The 17,712-nt window shown below is 66.2% G+C and carries 15 protein-coding genes; 8 read left to right on the forward strand and 7 right to left on the reverse strand.

What is annotated here, in order from left to right; genetic code table 11:
• Window positions 1-102: 102 nt before the first annotated feature.
• Window positions 103-1,251, reverse strand: coding sequence for a septation protein SepH (sepH, locus tag CURSPS6_RS02935; RefSeq protein ID WP_030014020.1), 1,149 nt, complete (start codon window positions 1,249-1,251; stop codon window positions 103-105).
• A 310-nt stretch (window positions 1,252-1,561) separates the two neighbouring features.
• On the opposite strand from sepH, the gene CURSPS6_RS02940 reads away from it, so the two are divergent.
• Window positions 1,562-1,861, forward strand: a complete 300-nt coding sequence (locus CURSPS6_RS02940; RefSeq protein WP_030014022.1) for a DUF4193 domain-containing protein — start codon at window positions 1,562-1,564, stop codon at window positions 1,859-1,861.
• A gap of 117 nt (window positions 1,862-1,978) precedes the next feature.
• Here CURSPS6_RS02940 and CURSPS6_RS02945 read toward each other — a convergent pair whose 3' ends face one another.
• A complete protein-coding gene (locus CURSPS6_RS02945; protein ID WP_082470000.1) occupies window positions 1,979-2,533 on the reverse strand; it encodes a DUF3093 domain-containing protein in 555 nt (184 codons plus the stop codon).
• Window positions 2,534-2,700: 167 nt separating this feature from the next.
• Here CURSPS6_RS02945 and dut point away from each other — a divergent pair, with 167 nt between their 5' ends.
• From dut to CURSPS6_RS02965, 4 genes are read left to right on the forward strand one after another with little or no spacing between them, the layout of a single operon-like run.
• Complete coding sequence (gene dut, locus CURSPS6_RS02950) at window positions 2,701-3,147, forward strand: dUTP diphosphatase (protein WP_030014024.1); 447 nt, start codon at window positions 2,701-2,703, stop codon at window positions 3,145-3,147.
• Window positions 3,148-3,159: 12 nt separating this feature from the next.
• Window positions 3,160-3,996 (forward strand): DUF3710 domain-containing protein, encoded by an 837-nt coding sequence (locus CURSPS6_RS02955; protein ID WP_152978041.1) that lies wholly within the window; start codon window positions 3,160-3,162, stop codon window positions 3,994-3,996.
• Window positions 3,989-4,426, forward strand: a complete 438-nt coding sequence (locus CURSPS6_RS02960) for a hypothetical protein (protein ID WP_152978042.1) — start codon at window positions 3,989-3,991, stop codon at window positions 4,424-4,426. The genes CURSPS6_RS02955 and CURSPS6_RS02960 overlap by 8 nt, the downstream gene beginning before the upstream one ends.
• Before the next feature lie 21 nt (window positions 4,427-4,447).
• Window positions 4,448-5,179 carry a DUF3159 domain-containing protein gene (locus CURSPS6_RS02965; protein WP_030014029.1) on the forward strand — a complete coding sequence of 244 codons (732 nt, stop codon included), beginning with the start codon at window positions 4,448-4,450 and terminating at the stop codon, window positions 5,177-5,179.
• Window positions 5,180-5,201: 22 nt separating this feature from the next.
• Here the strand turns inward: CURSPS6_RS02965 and CURSPS6_RS02970 are convergent, their stop codons facing one another.
• Complete coding sequence (locus tag CURSPS6_RS02970) at window positions 5,202-5,936, reverse strand: potassium channel family protein (protein WP_035810142.1); 735 nt, start codon at window positions 5,934-5,936, stop codon at window positions 5,202-5,204.
• 1 nt (window position 5,937) lies between these two features.
• On the reverse strand, window positions 5,938-6,738 hold the full coding sequence (locus CURSPS6_RS02975) for a potassium channel family protein (protein ID WP_082470002.1): 801 nt from the start codon (window positions 6,736-6,738) through the stop codon (window positions 5,938-5,940).
• 125 nt (window positions 6,739-6,863) lie between these two features.
• Between CURSPS6_RS02975 and CURSPS6_RS02980 the strand changes: the two genes are divergently transcribed.
• From CURSPS6_RS02980 to acnA, 3 genes are all read left to right on the forward strand, one after another.
• Window positions 6,864-8,822 carry an APC family permease gene (locus tag CURSPS6_RS02980; protein ID WP_160319769.1) on the forward strand — a complete coding sequence of 653 codons (1,959 nt, stop codon included), beginning with the start codon at window positions 6,864-6,866 and terminating at the stop codon, window positions 8,820-8,822.
• Window positions 8,819-10,270, forward strand: a complete 1,452-nt coding sequence (locus tag CURSPS6_RS02985; RefSeq protein ID WP_030014034.1) for a class I SAM-dependent RNA methyltransferase — start codon at window positions 8,819-8,821, stop codon at window positions 10,268-10,270. The genes CURSPS6_RS02980 and CURSPS6_RS02985 overlap by 4 nt, the downstream gene beginning before the upstream one ends.
• Window positions 10,271-10,496: 226 nt before the next feature.
• Window positions 10,497-13,304, forward strand: coding sequence for an aconitate hydratase AcnA (acnA, locus tag CURSPS6_RS02990; protein ID WP_030014036.1), 2,808 nt, complete (start codon window positions 10,497-10,499; stop codon window positions 13,302-13,304).
• A gap of 144 nt (window positions 13,305-13,448) precedes the next feature.
• Here the strand turns inward: acnA and CURSPS6_RS02995 are convergent, their stop codons facing one another.
• From CURSPS6_RS02995 to CURSPS6_RS03005, 3 genes are all read right to left on the reverse strand, one after another.
• Window positions 13,449-13,952, reverse strand: a complete 504-nt coding sequence (locus CURSPS6_RS02995; protein WP_051687574.1) for a Rieske (2Fe-2S) protein — start codon at window positions 13,950-13,952, stop codon at window positions 13,449-13,451.
• Between the two features lie 144 nt (window positions 13,953-14,096).
• On the reverse strand, window positions 14,097-16,235 hold the full coding sequence (locus CURSPS6_RS03000) for a 3-hydroxyacyl-CoA dehydrogenase NAD-binding domain-containing protein (protein ID WP_030014038.1): 2,139 nt from the start codon (window positions 16,233-16,235) through the stop codon (window positions 14,097-14,099).
• Window positions 16,236-16,331: 96 nt separating this feature from the next.
• Window positions 16,332-17,651 (reverse strand): HRDC domain-containing protein, encoded by a 1,320-nt coding sequence (locus CURSPS6_RS03005; protein ID WP_082470005.1) that lies wholly within the window; start codon window positions 17,649-17,651, stop codon window positions 16,332-16,334.
• Window positions 17,652-17,712 lie beyond the last annotated feature (61 nt).

Here is a 17,712-nt window from a genome sequence, read left to right on the forward strand (position 1 = left end):
GTAGACCTTTGCGCGTTGAGTGCGAAAAAGGCAGTTGACTACCTCTAACCTAAAAGTACAGCTAGTTGGTGGCGCCTGGCGAGTTCAAACGTGTCGAGCCGATTAGTTCTTGGGGCGTTGCTGACCGAAGACGATGTCATCCCAGCTGGGGATGGACGGGCGGCTTCCCCGCGAGCGTGAGGTGTTCGCCTTCGAGGAATCGGATTTCTCCGCGGGGTTTTCTTCCACGCCCTCGATATCCAGCGTCGGCTCGTCCGTGTCCTCCTGGGATGTTTCGGCGGAAGGCTCGGCTTGGGGAAGCTCCTCGGCCAGGTCGGCGACGCGGCGGTCGCTTTCCGGATCGCTTCCGGCACGCGTGCCGCGCCTGGCCTCGAGCTCGTCGAGCAGGGCCTCGGTCGAGGTGGACTCGTCGGAGACGGCGCGAAGGTGGTCCCGGCGACGCGTCGTGGCGGCCTCAGAGTCGGCGGCTTCAGCGGCGTCCGCCGCGGTGTTGGTCTCGAGGCTCGATTCGTCCCCCGGCTCGTCAAGGGCCTGGATCGTCTCCTCACCGGAGGCCTCGAGGGGCTCGGTCTCCTCGGTCAAGCCCTCGACCGGGTCCTCGTCGGGTTCACCGCCGGCGTCCCAGGGATCGGATACGGGGTCGGCGACGTTCTTGCCGAAAAGGAACTCCGCGACGGCGTTTCCGGCGGTGACCGTCTGATTGGCCGGGTTGTAGACAAAGCGGGCGGGAAAATCCGCGCCCGAGGGGATCTGCGCGAGGGCGGACTGTGAATAGTCGACCGACACGGTCACGTTCCACTGCCCGTCTTCCCTCTGCCAGGAGTTCCACTGGGCATCGCCCTCCGCGAAATTCCAGTCCTCGCGGACCGCGACGACCTGGTCGTGAAGGCTTCGCCTGCCGGGGGAGCGGTGACCGAGCTGACGAACCGTCACGCTCTGGGCGGCGGTGACGATGTGGGCGCGTTCGGCGAGGATCGGCCATTCGTAGCGCCGCACCCGCTCGGGCTTCCAGCCGGACTCGGCGACGATCTCGTCCACGCTCGCGCCCTGACGGAAACGGGTTTGGATATCTCGGGGCCCGTATTCGCCGCGTCCGCTGAGCCCGCGGGGGGTTTGGGCGCGACGAGCCTTGACCACGGCATTGCGCAGGGCGTTGTCGATGCGAACGTGATACCGGTGTCCGTCGTCCGCGGACTCGAGGACGAGGTGTTCGCCGTCGTCCTGGACCCCCACGAATGTCAGCCGATCCATCAGTTCTCCTTAGAAAATCCGTTACGGCGCGTACGTGACCTGGACGTTCGCACCCGTTTCCTCACACAGAATACCGCCTGAGCTCTCGATCACGGGATTCCTCGACCTGGAGTGAATCTGCTGACAGTAAAATCGGCTGGACACGCACGGGGGTCATAGTGAACAATCATCGCGATACCGGCGCACAAGAGCCCGACGCACTTCCTTCGACGAGGTCGGCACGTGTAAAGGCCGGTTGGGAGAACCACACCACGACCGATATGGCTCTGTGGGGCCGATTGAGACATACCAACGAAAGCGTGACAAACACATGGCTACCGATTACGACGCCCCGCGCAAGCAAGACGAGGAGAGCAACTCCGACTCCATCGAGGAGCTGAAGTCCCACCGTAGCGATCAGCAGTCCAACGTCGTCGACGAGGACGAGAACGCCGCTGCCGAAAGCTTCGAGTTGCCGGGCGCAGATCTGTCGCACGAGGAGCTGTCCGTTGTGGTCCTGCCCGCTCAGCAGGACGAATTTACGTGTGCCTCTTGCTTCCTGGTGCGGCACCGTTCGCAGATCGCCCGGGAAGAGGACGGACTGTACTACTGCCTGGAGTGCGAGGCTTAAGCACAGGGACGGCGGCCGCCGAGCGGCGCAAAACGCCGAACTGCACCAAGGGGAGGAACCTCAGGTTCCTCCCCTTTTTCTCATGCCCGCGCGCCAGCGCGCCGGATCACCGGGGCCTCAGGCCTCCTCTTGATCTTCGGCCGCCGGCTGCTCGATCGTGGGCGTCCGGAGGGCCTGCTCTTCCGGATCCGAGCCCAAGGCCAAGGCGAATTCCTCGGGGCGGCGCGAGTTCGTGAGCCAATAGGGGGTGGGGTCCGCGGGGTCGGTGATGTGGATACGCGCGACCGGCGCGACCCAGGGTCGGAAGTTCATGTACGCACGGCCGTCGGCGGCGGGACCGCACGCGATGCGGGCGTTCTCACCGCGGAAGACCTCGACGTCGCCCACAAATTCACGCTCGATGTGAGCGCGCCCGACCTGCAGGGAGTCCTCCGTGACTTCCAGCACGGGGGAGGAAGAATACAGAATCAGCCCCACCGTGATGGCCACGATGACCCCGACCACGATGGCGACCGGAATATTGATGGGAGCGACCACCGCAAAGCTTGCGAGGCCGGTGACGGCGACGAAGATCCACATGCCCGCGCCGGGGACGAGCTTTTCGTGGAACAGGACGGTGGCGGGTTCGCCGAAGTCGGCGTCGTCGCGGGACGAGGAGACGGGGTCAGACATGCTCCCCAGAATACGCGCCGCTCGTACCGAGGGGGTAACCCGGTGAGCCCGGCCACTCCGGTAAAACCGCTACAGTGTCTAACGACGTTGGGCGTTGCCGCCCGAGCGTCCGGACGAGACGAGGCCCGCGAAACGCGGGCACCACCATTGACCACTCAGGAGTATCCATGCGCCCGACCGTAGACGTGCCCGTTCAGATCCTGGACCCGGGCATCGAGGCGCCGAGGTATTCGAAGGATGGGGACGCGGGCGCCGACCTGCGGGCGCGCGAAGATACGGTCCTCGCGCCGGGGCAGCGTGCCCTGATCCCTACCGGCGTGGCCATCGCGCTGCCGGAGGGCTACGTCGGTCTGGTTCACCCTCGTTCCGGGCTCGCGGCCAAGCACGGGATCACGATCGTCAATGCCCCGGGGACGGTCGACTCCGGCTATCGTGGCGAATTGATGGTCACATTGCTCAATACGGACCAGAATGAGACATATGAGATTCAGCGTGGTGAGCGCATCGCTCAACTCGTGATCCAGAAATACGAGCACGCCACATTTGGCATCGTCGACGAACTCCCCGCATCCGATCGCGGTGCGGCAGGATTCGGCTCGACGGGAACCCTGTAGGAAGGACCGACCGTGCTGGGATTCGGCAAGAAGAAGCAGACCGACGACGCAACCGACGAGACCGCTCGCGAGGCGGAGCCCAAGGAGCCCACCTCCCAGGACGCCGCGGAGTCGAAGATCACCGAGGAGACCGCCTCGGACCGTGAACTCGTCAACGCGGATGACGATGAAGAGATCGACGAGGCCGAGCAGGCCGCCACGGCCGCGCAGGAAGACCTGCCGGAAGAGCCGGACCGGTCGGTCACCGGCCCCTTCGACGTCTCGGAGATCGAGACCGACGATTCGTATATCGATCTGGGCGGATTGCGCATCAAGCCCGACGAGAACGTCAACATGCGCATCGACGTGGACCAGCGGAGCCAGTCCGTGGTGTCGGTGACCTTCCAGAAGGACGGGGCCGTGTTGCAGGTGCAGCCTTTCGCCGCGCCGAAGAGCCGCGGGCTGTGGGCGGAGATCCGTGCCGAGCTCGCCGCGTCGGTGCGCGAGCAAAACGGCGTCGTCGACATCCTGGAGGGCACGCTGGGCCGCCAGGTCATCGCCAAGCTGCCCGCCTCCCTGCCCAACGGCGACCGCGGATACCGCGTCGCCCGGTTCGTCGGGATCGACGGGCCGCGCTGGTTCCTGCGCGGTGTGTTTTCCGGGGACGCGGCGGTCAAGCGTAGCTCCGCGCGCGAGATGGAGCGGATCTTCCGCAATCTCGTGGTGGTCCGGGGCCGTGAGCCGATGGCCCCGCGGGACCTGCTGCCCCTGAACATCCCCGACAACGCGGTGCGCCGGGACCCCACGGAAGAGGAATCGCAGGGGTACCAGGTCCCCGAGCGCGGACCGGAGATCACCAAGATTGGCTAAATCGACGTCGGTGACCGGCTCGGTGCCGGGCGCCTCGGCGGGGCAACAGCGCATCCGCGTCCTCGTCGAGGGGAGGGTGACCGAGGTGCACATTCAGCCGGTCAACTCGTTGCCCCGCTACGAGGCCGAAGTCGACATCACGGCGAGCTATCGCACGGTCTCCACGGAGACCCGCAAGAAGGTGGCCAAAGGCTCCTTCGTGGCGCCGACCTCGGCCATCGCGATGGACATGCCGCACTTCGACACCGACGACGACGCCCCGCTCGGCCCCGGAACCCACGTCCGGCTTGTCTGGCACGGTCAGAGAACGGTCCCGGGGATCGGGGCGGGGACGCGATTGCGCTGCTCCGGAATGCTCGCCGACCTCGGTGGCGCCCCGGTGATCTACAACCCGAGATACGAGATTGTCTCCCGCCACCAGGAAATTTGATCGAGCAAAGGACACGACCGCATGACTGACCGCGACGAGCCGCACCAGGATCCCGTGGGCCGCGAGCCCGGGGATCGACGGCTGTCCTTCGGCGAACAAATGGCGCAGGCCTACGGCAACTCGGGAGCGTTCCGGCGTGACGAGCAGGGGCAGATCGACGTGATGCACGCGATCGGTGGCGTCAGGGGCCTTCTCGAGGCGGTCCTGCCGTCGGTCGCGTACCTGACGGCCTTTCTCATCACCTCATCGCTTTCCCTCTCGCTGATCATCGCGATCGGTCTGGCCGTGGTCGCCTCGATCATTCGGTTCATCACCGGCGGTCAGAAAATCCAGGCGTTCTCCGGGGCCGTGGGCGTCGTGATCTGCGCATTCTTCGCGCACACCGGGGGCAAGCCGATCGACTACTACGTGGTGGGATTCTGGACCAACGCGGCCTACGCGGCGGGCCTCTTGGTGTCCATGATCGTTCGGTGGCCGTTGCTCGGGTTGATCTACGGGATGCTCCGGGGCGAGGACACCGGGTGGCGCAAGGTTCCCGCGCGGCGTCGGCGATATCAGCTGGCCACGGGCCTGCTCGCGGCCATGTTCCTGATCCGGCTCGCTGTGCAACTTCCGTTGTTCTTCGCGGAGAATCTCCCGGCGTTGGGGATCAGTCGCCTCCTGATGGGCATCCCGCTGTATGCTTTCTGCCTCTGGATCACGTGGATGATGACGCGCCCCGCGGCCGTGGTCGAGGCAGCCGAGGAAGCCTGATCCCGGCGCGCCGGGGCCGTGGCTACATCTCCTGGCCCTGAGCGGTTTCGTCGGTGCCGGGCTCGTCCAACCGCCCGAGGTCGGACTCCGCGGTCTCGACCTCGACGTTGAAGAGGGCCCGCAACTCCCGTTCACCGGCGGGCGTGGTGATGAGGAAGAGTTCGTCGTCGCCTTCGATGACGTCGTCGTCGCTCGGGGTGATCGGCACGGCGTCGCGGAGGATAGCGACCAGGGTGGTTTCGGCCGGCCAATCGATGGTTTCGACGGTCCAGCCGACGTAAGGGTGATCGGTCGGGACCGTGTACTCGATGAGGGTCGCCCCGCCGGTCTGCAGGTCGAGCAATCGGACGACGTCGCCGACTTCCACGGCCTCCTCGACGAGGGCTGTCATGAGCCGAGGCGTGGACACCGCGACGTCGACGCCCCAGGACTCGTCGAAGAGCCATTCGTTCTTGGGGTTATTGACCCGTCCCACGGTCCGGGGTACACCGAATTCGGAGCGCGCGAGCAACGAGACGACCAGGTTGGACTTGTCGTCGCCGGTCGCGGCCACGATCACGTCGGCGTTCTGCGGTTCGGCCTGTCGGAGGACCGACAGCTCACAGGCGTCTCCGATCAGCCAGTGCGCACCCCGGAGGTCCGACCGGCCGATCGACTCCGGCTTCTCGTCGAGGATCGTGACCCGGTGGCCGTGTCCCAGCAGCTCGTGCGCGATCGATGAGCCCACAGACCCCGCGCCGACAATCAGTACCTGCACGTTATTCCTTTCCCACGCCGCGCTCGAGGCCAGATTCGCCGGCATCGTCCTCGTCCGTCTCGTTGAGACGTTCGACCGTCGAGGCCGGGCGGCCCCACGACCTTTGCTCGAGCTTCGGTTCGAGGGGCTCGGCGTCCACATCCGCCGGGGGAGCCGACAGAATCCTGGCCACGGTGTTCATCTCTTGCGTGCGCATCATGGCGTGCACGACGTCGCCCTGCTGATAGCTCGTGTCGGGGGTCGGCAACATCCCCTCACCAAAGCGGGTGATGAAGGCGATCCGCAATTCCGCGGCGTCCTCGATGTCGCTCAGCGGGTGTCCCGTCCACTCGTCGTGGAGCTGCAATTCGGCCAGGACCAGGCGCCCGGAGGCCTCCCGATAGTCGCCGGTCATGGACTGCTCGGGCAGGATGCGCCGGAGCACCTGGTCCGTGCTCCAGCGGACGGCCGCGACCGTGGGAACGCCGAGTCGCTGGAAGAATTCGGCCCGGTTCGGGTCGTTGATGCGCGCGACCACGTGAGCGACCTTGAATGTTTCGCGTGCCACGCGGGAGGCGAGGATATTGGAGTTGTCACCGCTCGATACGGCGGCGAACGCATAGGCGTGCTCGATATCGGCACGCTTGAGGGTCTCGCGGTCAAAACCGACGCCCTTGACCTTCTTGCCGTCAAAATCTTTGCGCAGGCGTCGGAAGGCGCGCTCATCCTGATCGATGATCGCCACGGTGTGTCCGGCCGATTCCAGCGAATGCGCGAGCATCACGCCGACGCGGCCGGCTCCCATGATGACGAAGTGGGGCACGGTGCAATGACTCCTGATAGTGATCGACTATGGACCCCCGGGGTGGTTTCAGCTCCGATGGGACTCATCACCAGGGTAATGCACGGCCAAGAATCCGTGACTCTCCTGCGGTAGCGTATGGCATTGTGCATTCACTACCCACTCGCGCTCGGCGCGCCCTCTTCGGCGCCCCGAAGGAGACCGAACAGATTCGGAGCTTGGCGCTGTCCAAGCGCTCGGCTCTGGCCGTCTTCGGCGCGGACGGGTTCTCGGCGATAGCGTACGCCCCGGACGAAATCATCATGGTGCTGGCGCTGGCCGGCACCGCCGGCCTGGCCATGTCGCCGTGGGTCGGTCTCGGCGTGGCGATCGTTCTGCTCCTCGTGATCGGAACGTACCGGTACAACATCCGCGACGTTGCGGTCTCCGGGGGCGACTACCACGTGGTGACCGAACTGCTCGGTCCCAAGACCGGCGCCGCGGCGGGCGTGAGCCTGCTCTTCGACTTCGTCCTGACCGTCTCGGTCTCGGTGTCCTCCGCAGCGACCTACCTCATCAGCTTGATCCCCGCCCTGGCCGGTCACCGGCTCCCGGTCGCGGTGTTCCTGGTGGTCCTCCTGACCCTGCTGTTCATCCGGGGCCTGCGATTCATGGGTCGGGTCGCCGCGATCCCCGCGGCCCTCTTCGTGATCTGTTTGACCGCGACCCTGGCCGTGGGCCTCGTCGAGGCGTGGACCGGCAACCTGGGCCGGGCTCCGAGCCACGAGTTCTATGTCCGCCCGGAGACGGCCGAGTCCAACGCCCTGACCGGATTTGGCCTGGTCCTGCTGATCGCTCGGTCTTTCTCCTCCGGGGCCGTCACGCTGACCGGCGTCGAGTCGGTCAGCAACTCGGTGCGGTTCTTCGCCCCGCCCAAGGCCAAGAACGCCGCCCGGAGCCTGACGATCACCGGTATCGCCACCGCCGTGGCGCTGGTCGCCGTCCTCTACCTGGCCCGGTCCAGCGGGGCCGTCGTGACGATCGATTCCACTCAGCTGGTCCTCGGGGGCAGGGCGCAGTCCCCGGACTTCCAACAGATGCCGATCCTCGCGCAGGTGGCCGATGCCGTGAGCGGGCACGGAGCGCTATTCCACGTGCTCCTCGTCAGCATCGTGCTGTTTCTCCTCTTGGCGCCCGCCGCGGCCTACGCGGGTTTTCCGATCCTCGCCTCGACCATGGCGGAGAAGGGCTATCTGCCGGTCCATTTTCGGGCCCGCAGCAATAGGTCCCTGTACGCGAACGGGGTCTTGGTCCTCGGCGCGTCGGCCGCGGTGGTGACCCTGGCCTTCGGGGCCGATGTCAACGCGCTGATCCAGTTGTACGTGGTCGGGGTGCTGTTCTCGATGTCCCTGACGCAGACGGCCGTCTTCATCCGACGCCGTCGCGAGATCCGGGTTGTTCTGGATTCCCAACCGAGACGATTGCTCCTGCGGGACCAGATCATCACCATGGTTGGGCTGGTCGCGACCGTCTCGGCGACCCTCGTGGTGCTGTTGACCAAACTCGCCCAAGGAGCCTGGGTCACCGTGTTGGTCGTCGGCCTCGTGACCTTGGCCGCCTGGGCCATCAAGAAGCACTATTCCGCGATCGAACGGGAGCTAGCCGTGACCCAGAAGAATCCCCTCAAGGCGCTTCCCTCCCGGGTCCACGCGATCGTCGTGGTGCCCCGGTTGAGGAAGCCGGCGTTGCGGGCGATCGCCTACGCCCGAGCCACCCGGCCCTCGACCATCGAGGCCGTGGTGATGAACGTGGACGAGGCCGGAACCCGCACCACGCGAAAGCTGTGGGATAAATACGAGGTTCCGGTTCCGCTGACGATCCTCGCCTCGCCCTATCGAGACCCGGTCACACCGGTCATCGAGCACGTGAGGGGCGTGCGGCAGGCTTCGCCCCGGGACGTGGTGATCGTGTACGTTCCGGAATACGTCCTGGAACACTGGTGGGATAAATTCCTCCACCACCGTTCGGGCCAAAAAATTGCCGCGGCGCTACGCCGCGAACCCGGAGTCGTCACGGCCATGGTGCCCTGGCGACTGGGACACGAAGACGAGGAGAACCTGGCGTGATCGAAGAAGGCAGCGTGGTCGAGCTCGACCTCGAACGAATGGCACACGGCGGCGCGGCGGTCGGCCGGCACGACGGGCTGGTGTACTTCGTCCGCAACGGGTTGCCGACAGAACGCGTTCGGGCCCGGGTGGAGTCCCTCGGGAAAGGCGGACGCTTCGCGAACGCGGAAGTCGTCGAGGTCTTGCGGCGATCGGAAGATCGCCGAGCTCACCCGTGGGCCCCGGCGGATCCCGAATCGACCGATCTTCCGGTGGGCGGCGCCGACTACGGTCACATTCTTCCCGCGGCGCAACGCCGCCTCAAGACCGAGATCGTCCGGGAACAGCTGGTGCGTCTCGGGGGCATCGACGCCGCCTCGGAGGTCCTGAGCCGCCTGGCGGTCGAACCGCTGGACCGCGGGCATGACGAAGGCTGGCGCACCCGTGTTCATTGGGCCGTCGACGACGCGGGCCGGCTCGGCATGCACCCGTTCCACGGCTCCGAGATCATCCCGGTGCGCGAACTACCGTTCGCCGTCCCCGCGATCAACGAACTCCGCCTGCACGAGGGCGAATGGCGCAATATTGATCGGGTGGATGTCGCGGCGCCATCGTGCGGCTCCTCGCCGCTGATCGTCTTCACGGCCGCCGACGGCGTGGTTCCCGAGGAAATCGCCGACGACATCGACGTCGAACTCGGCATGTGCCTGCCGACCGATGTTCCGGTCGGCGCGGTGATTCTGCCTGCCCCGCGATCGGGCCGCCGGCGCGGGGAAAAGCCGTCACCCGAGGTGGTTCGCGGAACCGGACAGGTGCTGGAATCCCTGACCCTTCCCGGAGGGTCGCAGGTAAGCTTCCGCATCAGCGCCGGGGGATTCTGGCAAAACCATCGGGCCGCGCCCGAGCGCCTGGTCGAGATCGTCTCCGAGGCGGCCGACCTGGCGGAAGCGGAGACCGCCTGGGATCTCTACGCCGGGGCCGGGCTCCTGACCTCCGCGCTCGCGGACGCCGTGGGGCCCAACGGCACGGTCTGGAGCGTGGAGGGGTCGCCCGTGACCGCCGCCGATGCCGAGCACAACTTTGGTCCGGACGGTCAGGCCCGGACCCCACGCGCCGCGAAGACGCGGATTCTCGTGACGCGTTCCGGGGTCGAACAGGCCCTGGCCCGCTGGGGGAGGCCCGACCCGAGAAAAAAGGCACCCGTCCGTGCGGTTCGTCACGAGAGCACCGGGACCCCCGACGTCGTGGTGCTCGACCCGCCGCGGCAAGGCGCCGGCCGCAAGGTCGTGGACCGGCTATCCGAGATCGGCCCAAGGCGGATCGTCTACGTTGCGTGCGATCCGGCCGCCCTCGGGCGGGACACCGGGTACCTGCTAGCCGACGGCTGGAAACTCTCCCGCGTCGTGGGGCTCGACATGTACCCGGACACGCATCACGTGGAGACGATCGCGGTCTTTGACCGTGCGTGAAATGCCTCGTCGCGAGGTGGTTCGTCCTCGGCACAAAGTGGCGTCACATGAGGTTGCCGCCCCGAACAACGGGTAGACTTCCTGACGAAGGCTTAGTGTCACTGTGTCTCTAAAGGTTTGCATCACACCTAACACCGACGCTCGGCGAGAGCGTAATAACGCTAGGACTCACCTGGGGACACGGAACTACGCCTGGTAATGACAGTGGCGAGAGGAGTCCCAAGCAATGAGCACTGTGGACAGCTTCGGGGCCAAGGGCGCGCTGAGCGTCAATGGAACCGACTACGAAATTTTCCGATTGAGCAAGGTCGACGGCGCGGAAAAGCTGCCGTTCAGCCTCAAGGTTTTGCTCGAAAACCTGCTTCGCACCGAAGATGGCGCGAACATCACCGATGAGCACATCAAGGCCCTGGCCAACTGGAACCCGACGTCCGAACCGGACACCGAAATTCAGTTCACCCCGGCCCGCGTGATCATGCAGGACTTCACCGGCGTTCCCTGCGTGGTGGATTTGGCCACCATGCGCGAGGCCGTGAAGGACCTCGGTGGCGATCCCACCAAGATCAATCCGCTGGCCCCGGCCGAGCTGGTGATCGACCACTCGGTGCAGATCGACTCCTTCGGCAACAAGGACGCGATCGAGCGCAACATGGACATCGAGTACCAGCGCAACGGTGAGCGGTACCAGTTCCTCCGGTGGGGCCAGTCCGCATTCGAGGACTTCAAGGTGGTCCCCCCGGGAATGGGCATCGTGCACCAGGTCAACATCGAGTACCTGGCCCGCACCGTCATGTCCCGCGAGGTCGACGGCGTGCTCCGTGCGTACCCGGACACCCTGGTCGGCACCGACTCCCACACGACCATGGTCAACGGCCTGGGCGTGTTGGGCTGGGGCGTCGGCGGCATCGAGGCGGAAGCCGCGATGCTGGGTCAGCCCGTGTCGATGTTGATCCCCAAGGTCGTGGGCTTCAAGCTCAAGGGCAAGATCCCCGCGGGCGCGACCGCGACCGACGTCGTGCTGACCATCACCCAGATGCTCCGCGAGCAGGGCGTGGTCGGCAAGTTCGTCGAGTTCTACGGCGAAGGCGTCGGCGAGGTGCCCCTGGCAAACCGCGCGACCATCGGTAACATGAGCCCCGAGTTCGGCTCGACCGCCGCGATCTTCCCGATCGACGACGTGACCCTGGACTACCTGCGCCTGACCGGCCGCAGCGAGGACCAGGTCGCCTTGGTCGAGAAGTACACCAAGGAACAGGGCCTCTGGCACGACCCGAGCAACGAGGTCGAGTACTCCGAGTACCTCGAGCTCGACCTGTCCACGGTGGTTCCCTCGATCGCCGGCCCGAAGCGTCCGCAGGACCGCATCGAGCTGACCAACGCCAAGAACCAGTTCCGTGCGGATCTGGACAACTACGTGGACGGCAAGCAGTCCGAGGCGGGCGACGAATCGTTCCCGGCCTCTGACGCCCCTGCCGCCACGACCTCGCGCGAGGACCGGGAAGAGCAGCGTCCGCGCCGTGCCTCCGCGGCGGCTTCGGCCCAGGGACGTCAGTCCACGCCGGTCGAGGTCGATATGCCCGACGGGCGCGAATTCGAGCTGGATCACGGCGCCGTCGCGATCGCATCGATCACCTCGTGCACCAACACCTCCAACCCGTCCGTCATGATGGCGGCCGGTGTGCTGGCACGTAACGCCGCGGCCAAGGGCCTCACCGCCAAGCCGTGGGTCAAGACCTCGATCGCCCCGGGCTCCAAGGTCGTCACGGACTACTACGAGAAGTCCGGGCTCCTGCCGGAGCTGGAGAAGGTCGGATTCTACGTCGTCGGCTACGGCTGCACGACCTGCATCGGCAACTCCGGTCCGCTCGAGGACGAGATCTCCAAGGCCGTCAGCGACAACGACCTGTCGGTCACCTCGGTCCTCTCGGGTAACCGTAACTTCGAGGGACGCATCAACCCCGACGTCAAGATGAACTACCTGGCCTCGCCGCCATTGGTCATCGCCTACTCGCTGGCCGGGTCCATGGACTTCGACTTCGAGAACGACGCCCTGGGGCAGGATGCGGACGGCAACGACGTCTACCTCAAGGACATCTGGCCGGACCCGGCCGAGGTCCAGAGCATCATCGACGATTCCGTGTCCACGGATCAGTACAGCTCCGAGTACGGCACGATCTTCGATGGCGACGAGCGCTGGCAGAACCTGAACACGCCGACCGGTAACACCTTCGAGTGGGACGAGAAGTCCACCTACGTCCGCAAGCCACCGTACTTCGAGGGCATGACGATGGACCCGGATCCCGTCGAAGACGTGAAGGACGCGCGCGTGCTTCTTAAGCTCGGCGATTCGGTGACCACCGACCACATCTCTCCGGCCGGTTCGTTCAAGTCGGATACTCCGGCGGGGCGCTACCTCATGGAGAACGGCGTGGAGCGCAAGGACTTCAACTCCTACGGGTCGCGTCGTGGTAACCACGAGGTCATGATTCGCGGCACGTTCGCGAACATCCGCATCAAGAACGAACTGCTGGACGGCGTCGAGGGTGGCTTCACCCGAGACTTCACTCAGGGTGGAGAGCAGTCCTCGGTGTACGATGCCGCGCAGAACTACGCTGCGCAGGGTACCCCGCTGGTCGTCTTGGGCGGTAAGGAATACGGCACGGGTTCGTCCCGTGACTGGGCCGCAAAGGGCACGCGCCTGCTGGGCGTCAAGGCCGTCATCGCGGAGTCCTTCGAGCGTATTCACCGCTCCAACCTGATCGGTATGGGCGTGCTTCCGCTCCAGTTCCCGCAGGGCGAGTCGCACTCGTCCCTCGGTCTGGATGGAACCGAAACGTTCTCGATCACGGGTGTCACCGAGATCAACGAGGGCACGACCCCCAAGACGGTCCACGTGACGGCGACCTCGGAAGATGGCAAGACCACCGAGTTCGACGCCGACGTGCGCATCGATACCCCAGGCGAGCGCGAGTACTTCCGTAACGGAGGCATCTTGCAGTACGTCCTGAGGAACCTGGTCCGCGCGGCCAACTAGGGGCACCGCCCTTCTCAGCGCCGGGCGTGGGAGTCACCGACTCCCGCGCCCGGCGCTTTGTCGTATCCTCTGCCTCGCGGTCCGGCGCGGATGCCGAAGGCGGCCGGCGGGACGGGCTTCCCGAACCGGCCGCTCGAGCCGCGGCTAACGAATCGTGACGCGACCACCGGTGACGGACACGGTGTATTCGGGCAGCGGCTTGGGCGCGGGGCCGCCCTGCACCGACCCATCCGTCAGGGAGAACTGCGAGCTGTGACAGGGGCACATGATGACGTCCTTCTTCACATCCACCGAGCAGCCCTGGTGCGTGCACGACGAGCTGAACGCCTTGAACTCTCCTTCTTTCGGCTGGGAGACGATCGCGGTCACCCCGTCGGCCGAGGCCTTGACGCCTCCGCCGACCGGAACCTCGGAGGCCGAGGTGAGGTCCACGGGGTGACTCGGGTCGATGCTTGCCTTTCCGTCGGATTCTCCGCCCGAGTCCGAACCGCAGGCAGTCAGGACGACCGCGGAGCCCGCGATGATACCGGCGCCGGCCAGGGCCGTGCGGCGGGGAGTTTCCGGCGCGGCGGTTTCCGGGGTGGCGGCCGCGTCGTGCGGGCTCGTGCCGGTGACGCCTCGGGCAGTCGTGGGGAAGTGATCGGTCATGATGGCCTCCGTGGGTGTGCGTTGCGGTGGTGGCGGGCTGGGCCTGTGATCGCGCCGACGAGACGAAGCGAGGCGGCCGTTAACGGGCTCGGCCCACCGGGCGCCCGAGGCGGGCGCGGCCGGTGGGCCGAGTCGTCGAGGACGTCAGCCGATGCGTTCGAAGGCGCCGACGCGGTCGAGGTAACGGGTGATGCCCCCGTTGAAGAACGGCCACCCGGTGCCCAGGATCATCGCCAAGTCGATGTCCTGGCGGTCCGGGACCACGCCTTCGTCCAGCATACGAGAGATTTCCGCGGCCAGGGCGTCCTCGACCGAGGCGCGCAGGACCTCCGGCGCCGCGGACTCGCCCCCGCCGGACACGACCTCGCTCGCCTCCGGGCTGAGGCCGCCCTGATGATTCGAAAGGGGAGAGATCTTTGCCTCGTTGAGACGCCGGAAATTCTCGGACACGTGGAAACGGTCGCCGTGATTCGTGTGGAGGGACTCGAGCAGGTGCACCGCGATGGGCAGCCCGACGAGGTCGATCAGGGTGAAGGTGTCCATGGGCAAGCCCAGGGGCCGATAGGCTTCGGTGATGGTCTCCGCCGACGCCCCCTGGTCGAAGGCCTTTCCGGCCTCGGACAAGACAACGCCGAGAACGCGGTTGACGATGAAGCCCGACGAGTCGCGGGCGCCGACGGCGATCTTTCCGAGGTTTTTGGCCAGCGAAAACGCGGTCGCGATGGCGGCGTCGGTGGTCGAGGCCGTGCGGACGATCTCCACGAGCGGCAGAACGGCCACGGGATTGAAGAAGTGGAAGCCGATCACCCGTTCGGGGTGGTCGAGGTGCTCGATCATCTCGCTGACCAGCAACGAGGACGTGTTGGTCGCGAGGATGCAGTCGGGGCGAACCGACTTCTCGAGGTTGGCGAACACCTCTTGCTTGACCGAGGTTTCCTCGAAGACAGCCTCGATCACGAAGTCGCAGTCGGCGAAGTCCGCGGTATCGGTGGTTCCGGACACGAGCCCGCGCAGGTGCTGGGCCTGTTCCTCGCTCAGGCGGCCCTTGGAGACATTCTTCGACAGTTCCCCCGAGATCGTCTCCAGGCCTTTGTCCACGCGTGACTGATCGACGTCGCTGATCGTCACGGGGACCTGGAGACGGGTCAGGAAGAGCAAGGCCAGCTGGGAGGCCATGAGCCCCGCGCCGACGACGCCGACCTTGTCGATGCGGGCGGGTTCGGCCTCCGGCGGCACCATGGAGGGGTGCTTGGCCCGGTGCTGGACGAGCTCGAGCATCGAGTAGACGCACGCGGCGAACTGATCTCCCCGTGCCAGGGCGTCCAAGACCGAGATCTGCCGTTCCCGCGACTGCGTGCGCGATTCGAGGGGTCCGTGGGCGAAGACCTCGAGGGCGACCTTGCAGGCCTCGCTCGCACCGGAGGTCTTTCGCTGGACGATCTCCTCCGCCGCGCGGGCCGCCTCCTCGAAACGCCGGCGCAGTTCTCCGCCGTCCGTGCCCTCCGAGGCCCAGAGGGGCTCTTCCTGATCGGTTTCGTTTGGCCGCTCGACGCGGGTCTGCGAGCGGAGGACCTTCTCGAACCACTCGACGGCTTCCTGCTTGGCCTCCGGGGCCTTGGCCTCCGAGTCGGTGAGCTCGTCGAGGATTCCGATCTCGCGGGCCTGGCGCGAGGTGAGGGACTTGCCATTATTCAGCGGGTTCTGGAAGATCACCTGCACCGCATTTTCCGGTCCGATCAGGCGGGGCAGCGCGAAGACGCCGGTCCAGCCGGGGATCAGGCCGAGACGGATCTCGGGGAGGCCGATGTTCTTGGTGCCGGGATGTCCGATGCGGTAGTCGGTGGCGAGGGCGAGCTCAAGCCCTCCGCCGAGAGCGGTGCCGTTCACGCGGGCACACGTGGGCACCGGCAACGACCGGATGGACTCCACGAAGTCGTGGCCCATAGCACCGACCGCGGTGATCGGTGTTTCGGGGTCGGCGGCCAGCGTGCTCACCAGGGTCAGGTCGACGCCGGCGGCAAAGGTCGGCGCGGTTCCCTCGATCATGATGCCGTCCACGGAGCCGTCCTCGGCGAGTTTCCGCACGTCGTCGACGGCGTTGAGGAGTTCCTGCATCGATCGCGGGCCCAGCGTTTCCGGGCGCTTGGCCGAGTCGTTGTGCAGCGTCAGCACGGCGATCCGGCTTCCCTGCGGCCCGGGCACCACCTCGCGGGAGACGCGGGTGACGACTTCATCGTCGCAACGGTCGGTGAGGGGGGAGTAGTCGGGGTGTGAAACGGTCATGGTGATTCCTCTCGACGGAGTGTTTCAGGTACACGCTACCTGTAACGTCCATCACGAATCTACTCGGTACCGTTGGTATCGGTTCGGCGTGTCGAGTCAGTCGTCGGTCGCGAGGGCCTCGGCGAGAGGCCCGGCCACGATCCCGATCTGCCAGGGGCGGGCGCCGTAATCGTTCAAGGCCTGGACCACCTCGTCCTCGCTCGGGAAGGGCAGGTCCCAGCAGAGCCGCCGGAGATGCTCGGGGGTCAGGAGGTTCTCCGTGGGAAGCGCGTACCGTTCGGCGAGGTCCGCCATGACCTCCTTCGCGATCCGTAGCGACTCGGCGGAATCGGGGCGCTTGTGGTCCCACGCCTTGATCGGCGGGGGAGTCGTGCTGGGAACGCTGTAGGGGACCGGATCGTCTTCATGGGCCGCCTGCCGGATGGCGCGGACCCAACGGACGGACTCGCGTTTGATGAGTTTGGCGTGGAATCCGGGGATGCGCTGCAGCTGCGGGACCGTGGAGGGCATCGCCTTGGCGGCGGCGATCAGGGCCGAATCGGGCAGGAGCCTTTTGGGTGCGAGGTCCTTATTCTGGGCCAGGATGTCGCGTTCGTACCAGAGGTTTCTCAGCGCCGTGAGCTGACGGGCGGACCGGACCTGCCGGATTCCCTTGGTCTTGCGCCACGGATCCGGCTTGGGCGCCGGCTCGGGCGCGTTGCAGATCGCGTCGAATTCTTCCAGGGCCCACTCGAGTTTCCCCTGCTCCCGCAGCTCATCCGAGACCGCATCACGCAGGTCGACGAGGAGCTCGACGTCGAGCGCCGCATAGATCAGCCACGGGGCAGGCAGCGGACGGGTCGACCAGTCGGCGGCCGAATGCTCCTTGGCGAGGGAATATCCGAGCAGTTCCTCGGTCATGGCACCCAGGCCCACGCGCGGCAATCCGGCGATCCGGCCGGCCAGTTCGGTGTCGAAGAGTTTGGTCGGACGCATCCCGACCATGCGGAGGCTGGGAAGGTCCTGGGTGCTCGCGTGGATGATCCACTCGGCATCCCCGAGGGCATCGTTGATGATCCCGAGGTCGTCGAAGGCCTCGGGGTCGATCAGCACGATGGGCGACTCGCCGCGTTTGATCTGCACCAGAAACGGACGCTGACCGTAGCGAATCCCCGAGGCCCGTTCGGTATCGATCGCCGCGGGCCCGTCGTACGAGCGAAGGGTCGCCGCGGCCGACTCCAATTCCGGCAGGGTGTCGATGACCGGAGGGACGCCGCCGGCCGGTTCGTTCAGGGGGACCGACGGCGGGATGACGAGCTCAGGGCTGAGACCCAGATCTTCCGGATCGATACTCTGCTCTTCGAGCTCGTCGGCGCTCAACCCTTCCCCGTAGGCCTGCTGGTCCCCGACGTCGATGTTGGCCGTATCCTTTGTCATGGCTCAATCACGGGCCGGTCGTCCATCCTTCGTGCTGGTGCGGGGCCTGGAGTCCCTCGGG

The organism is Curtobacterium sp. S6 (assembly GCF_000710345.2).
Classification (GTDB): domain Bacteria; phylum Actinomycetota; class Actinomycetes; order Actinomycetales; family Micrococcaceae; genus Rothia.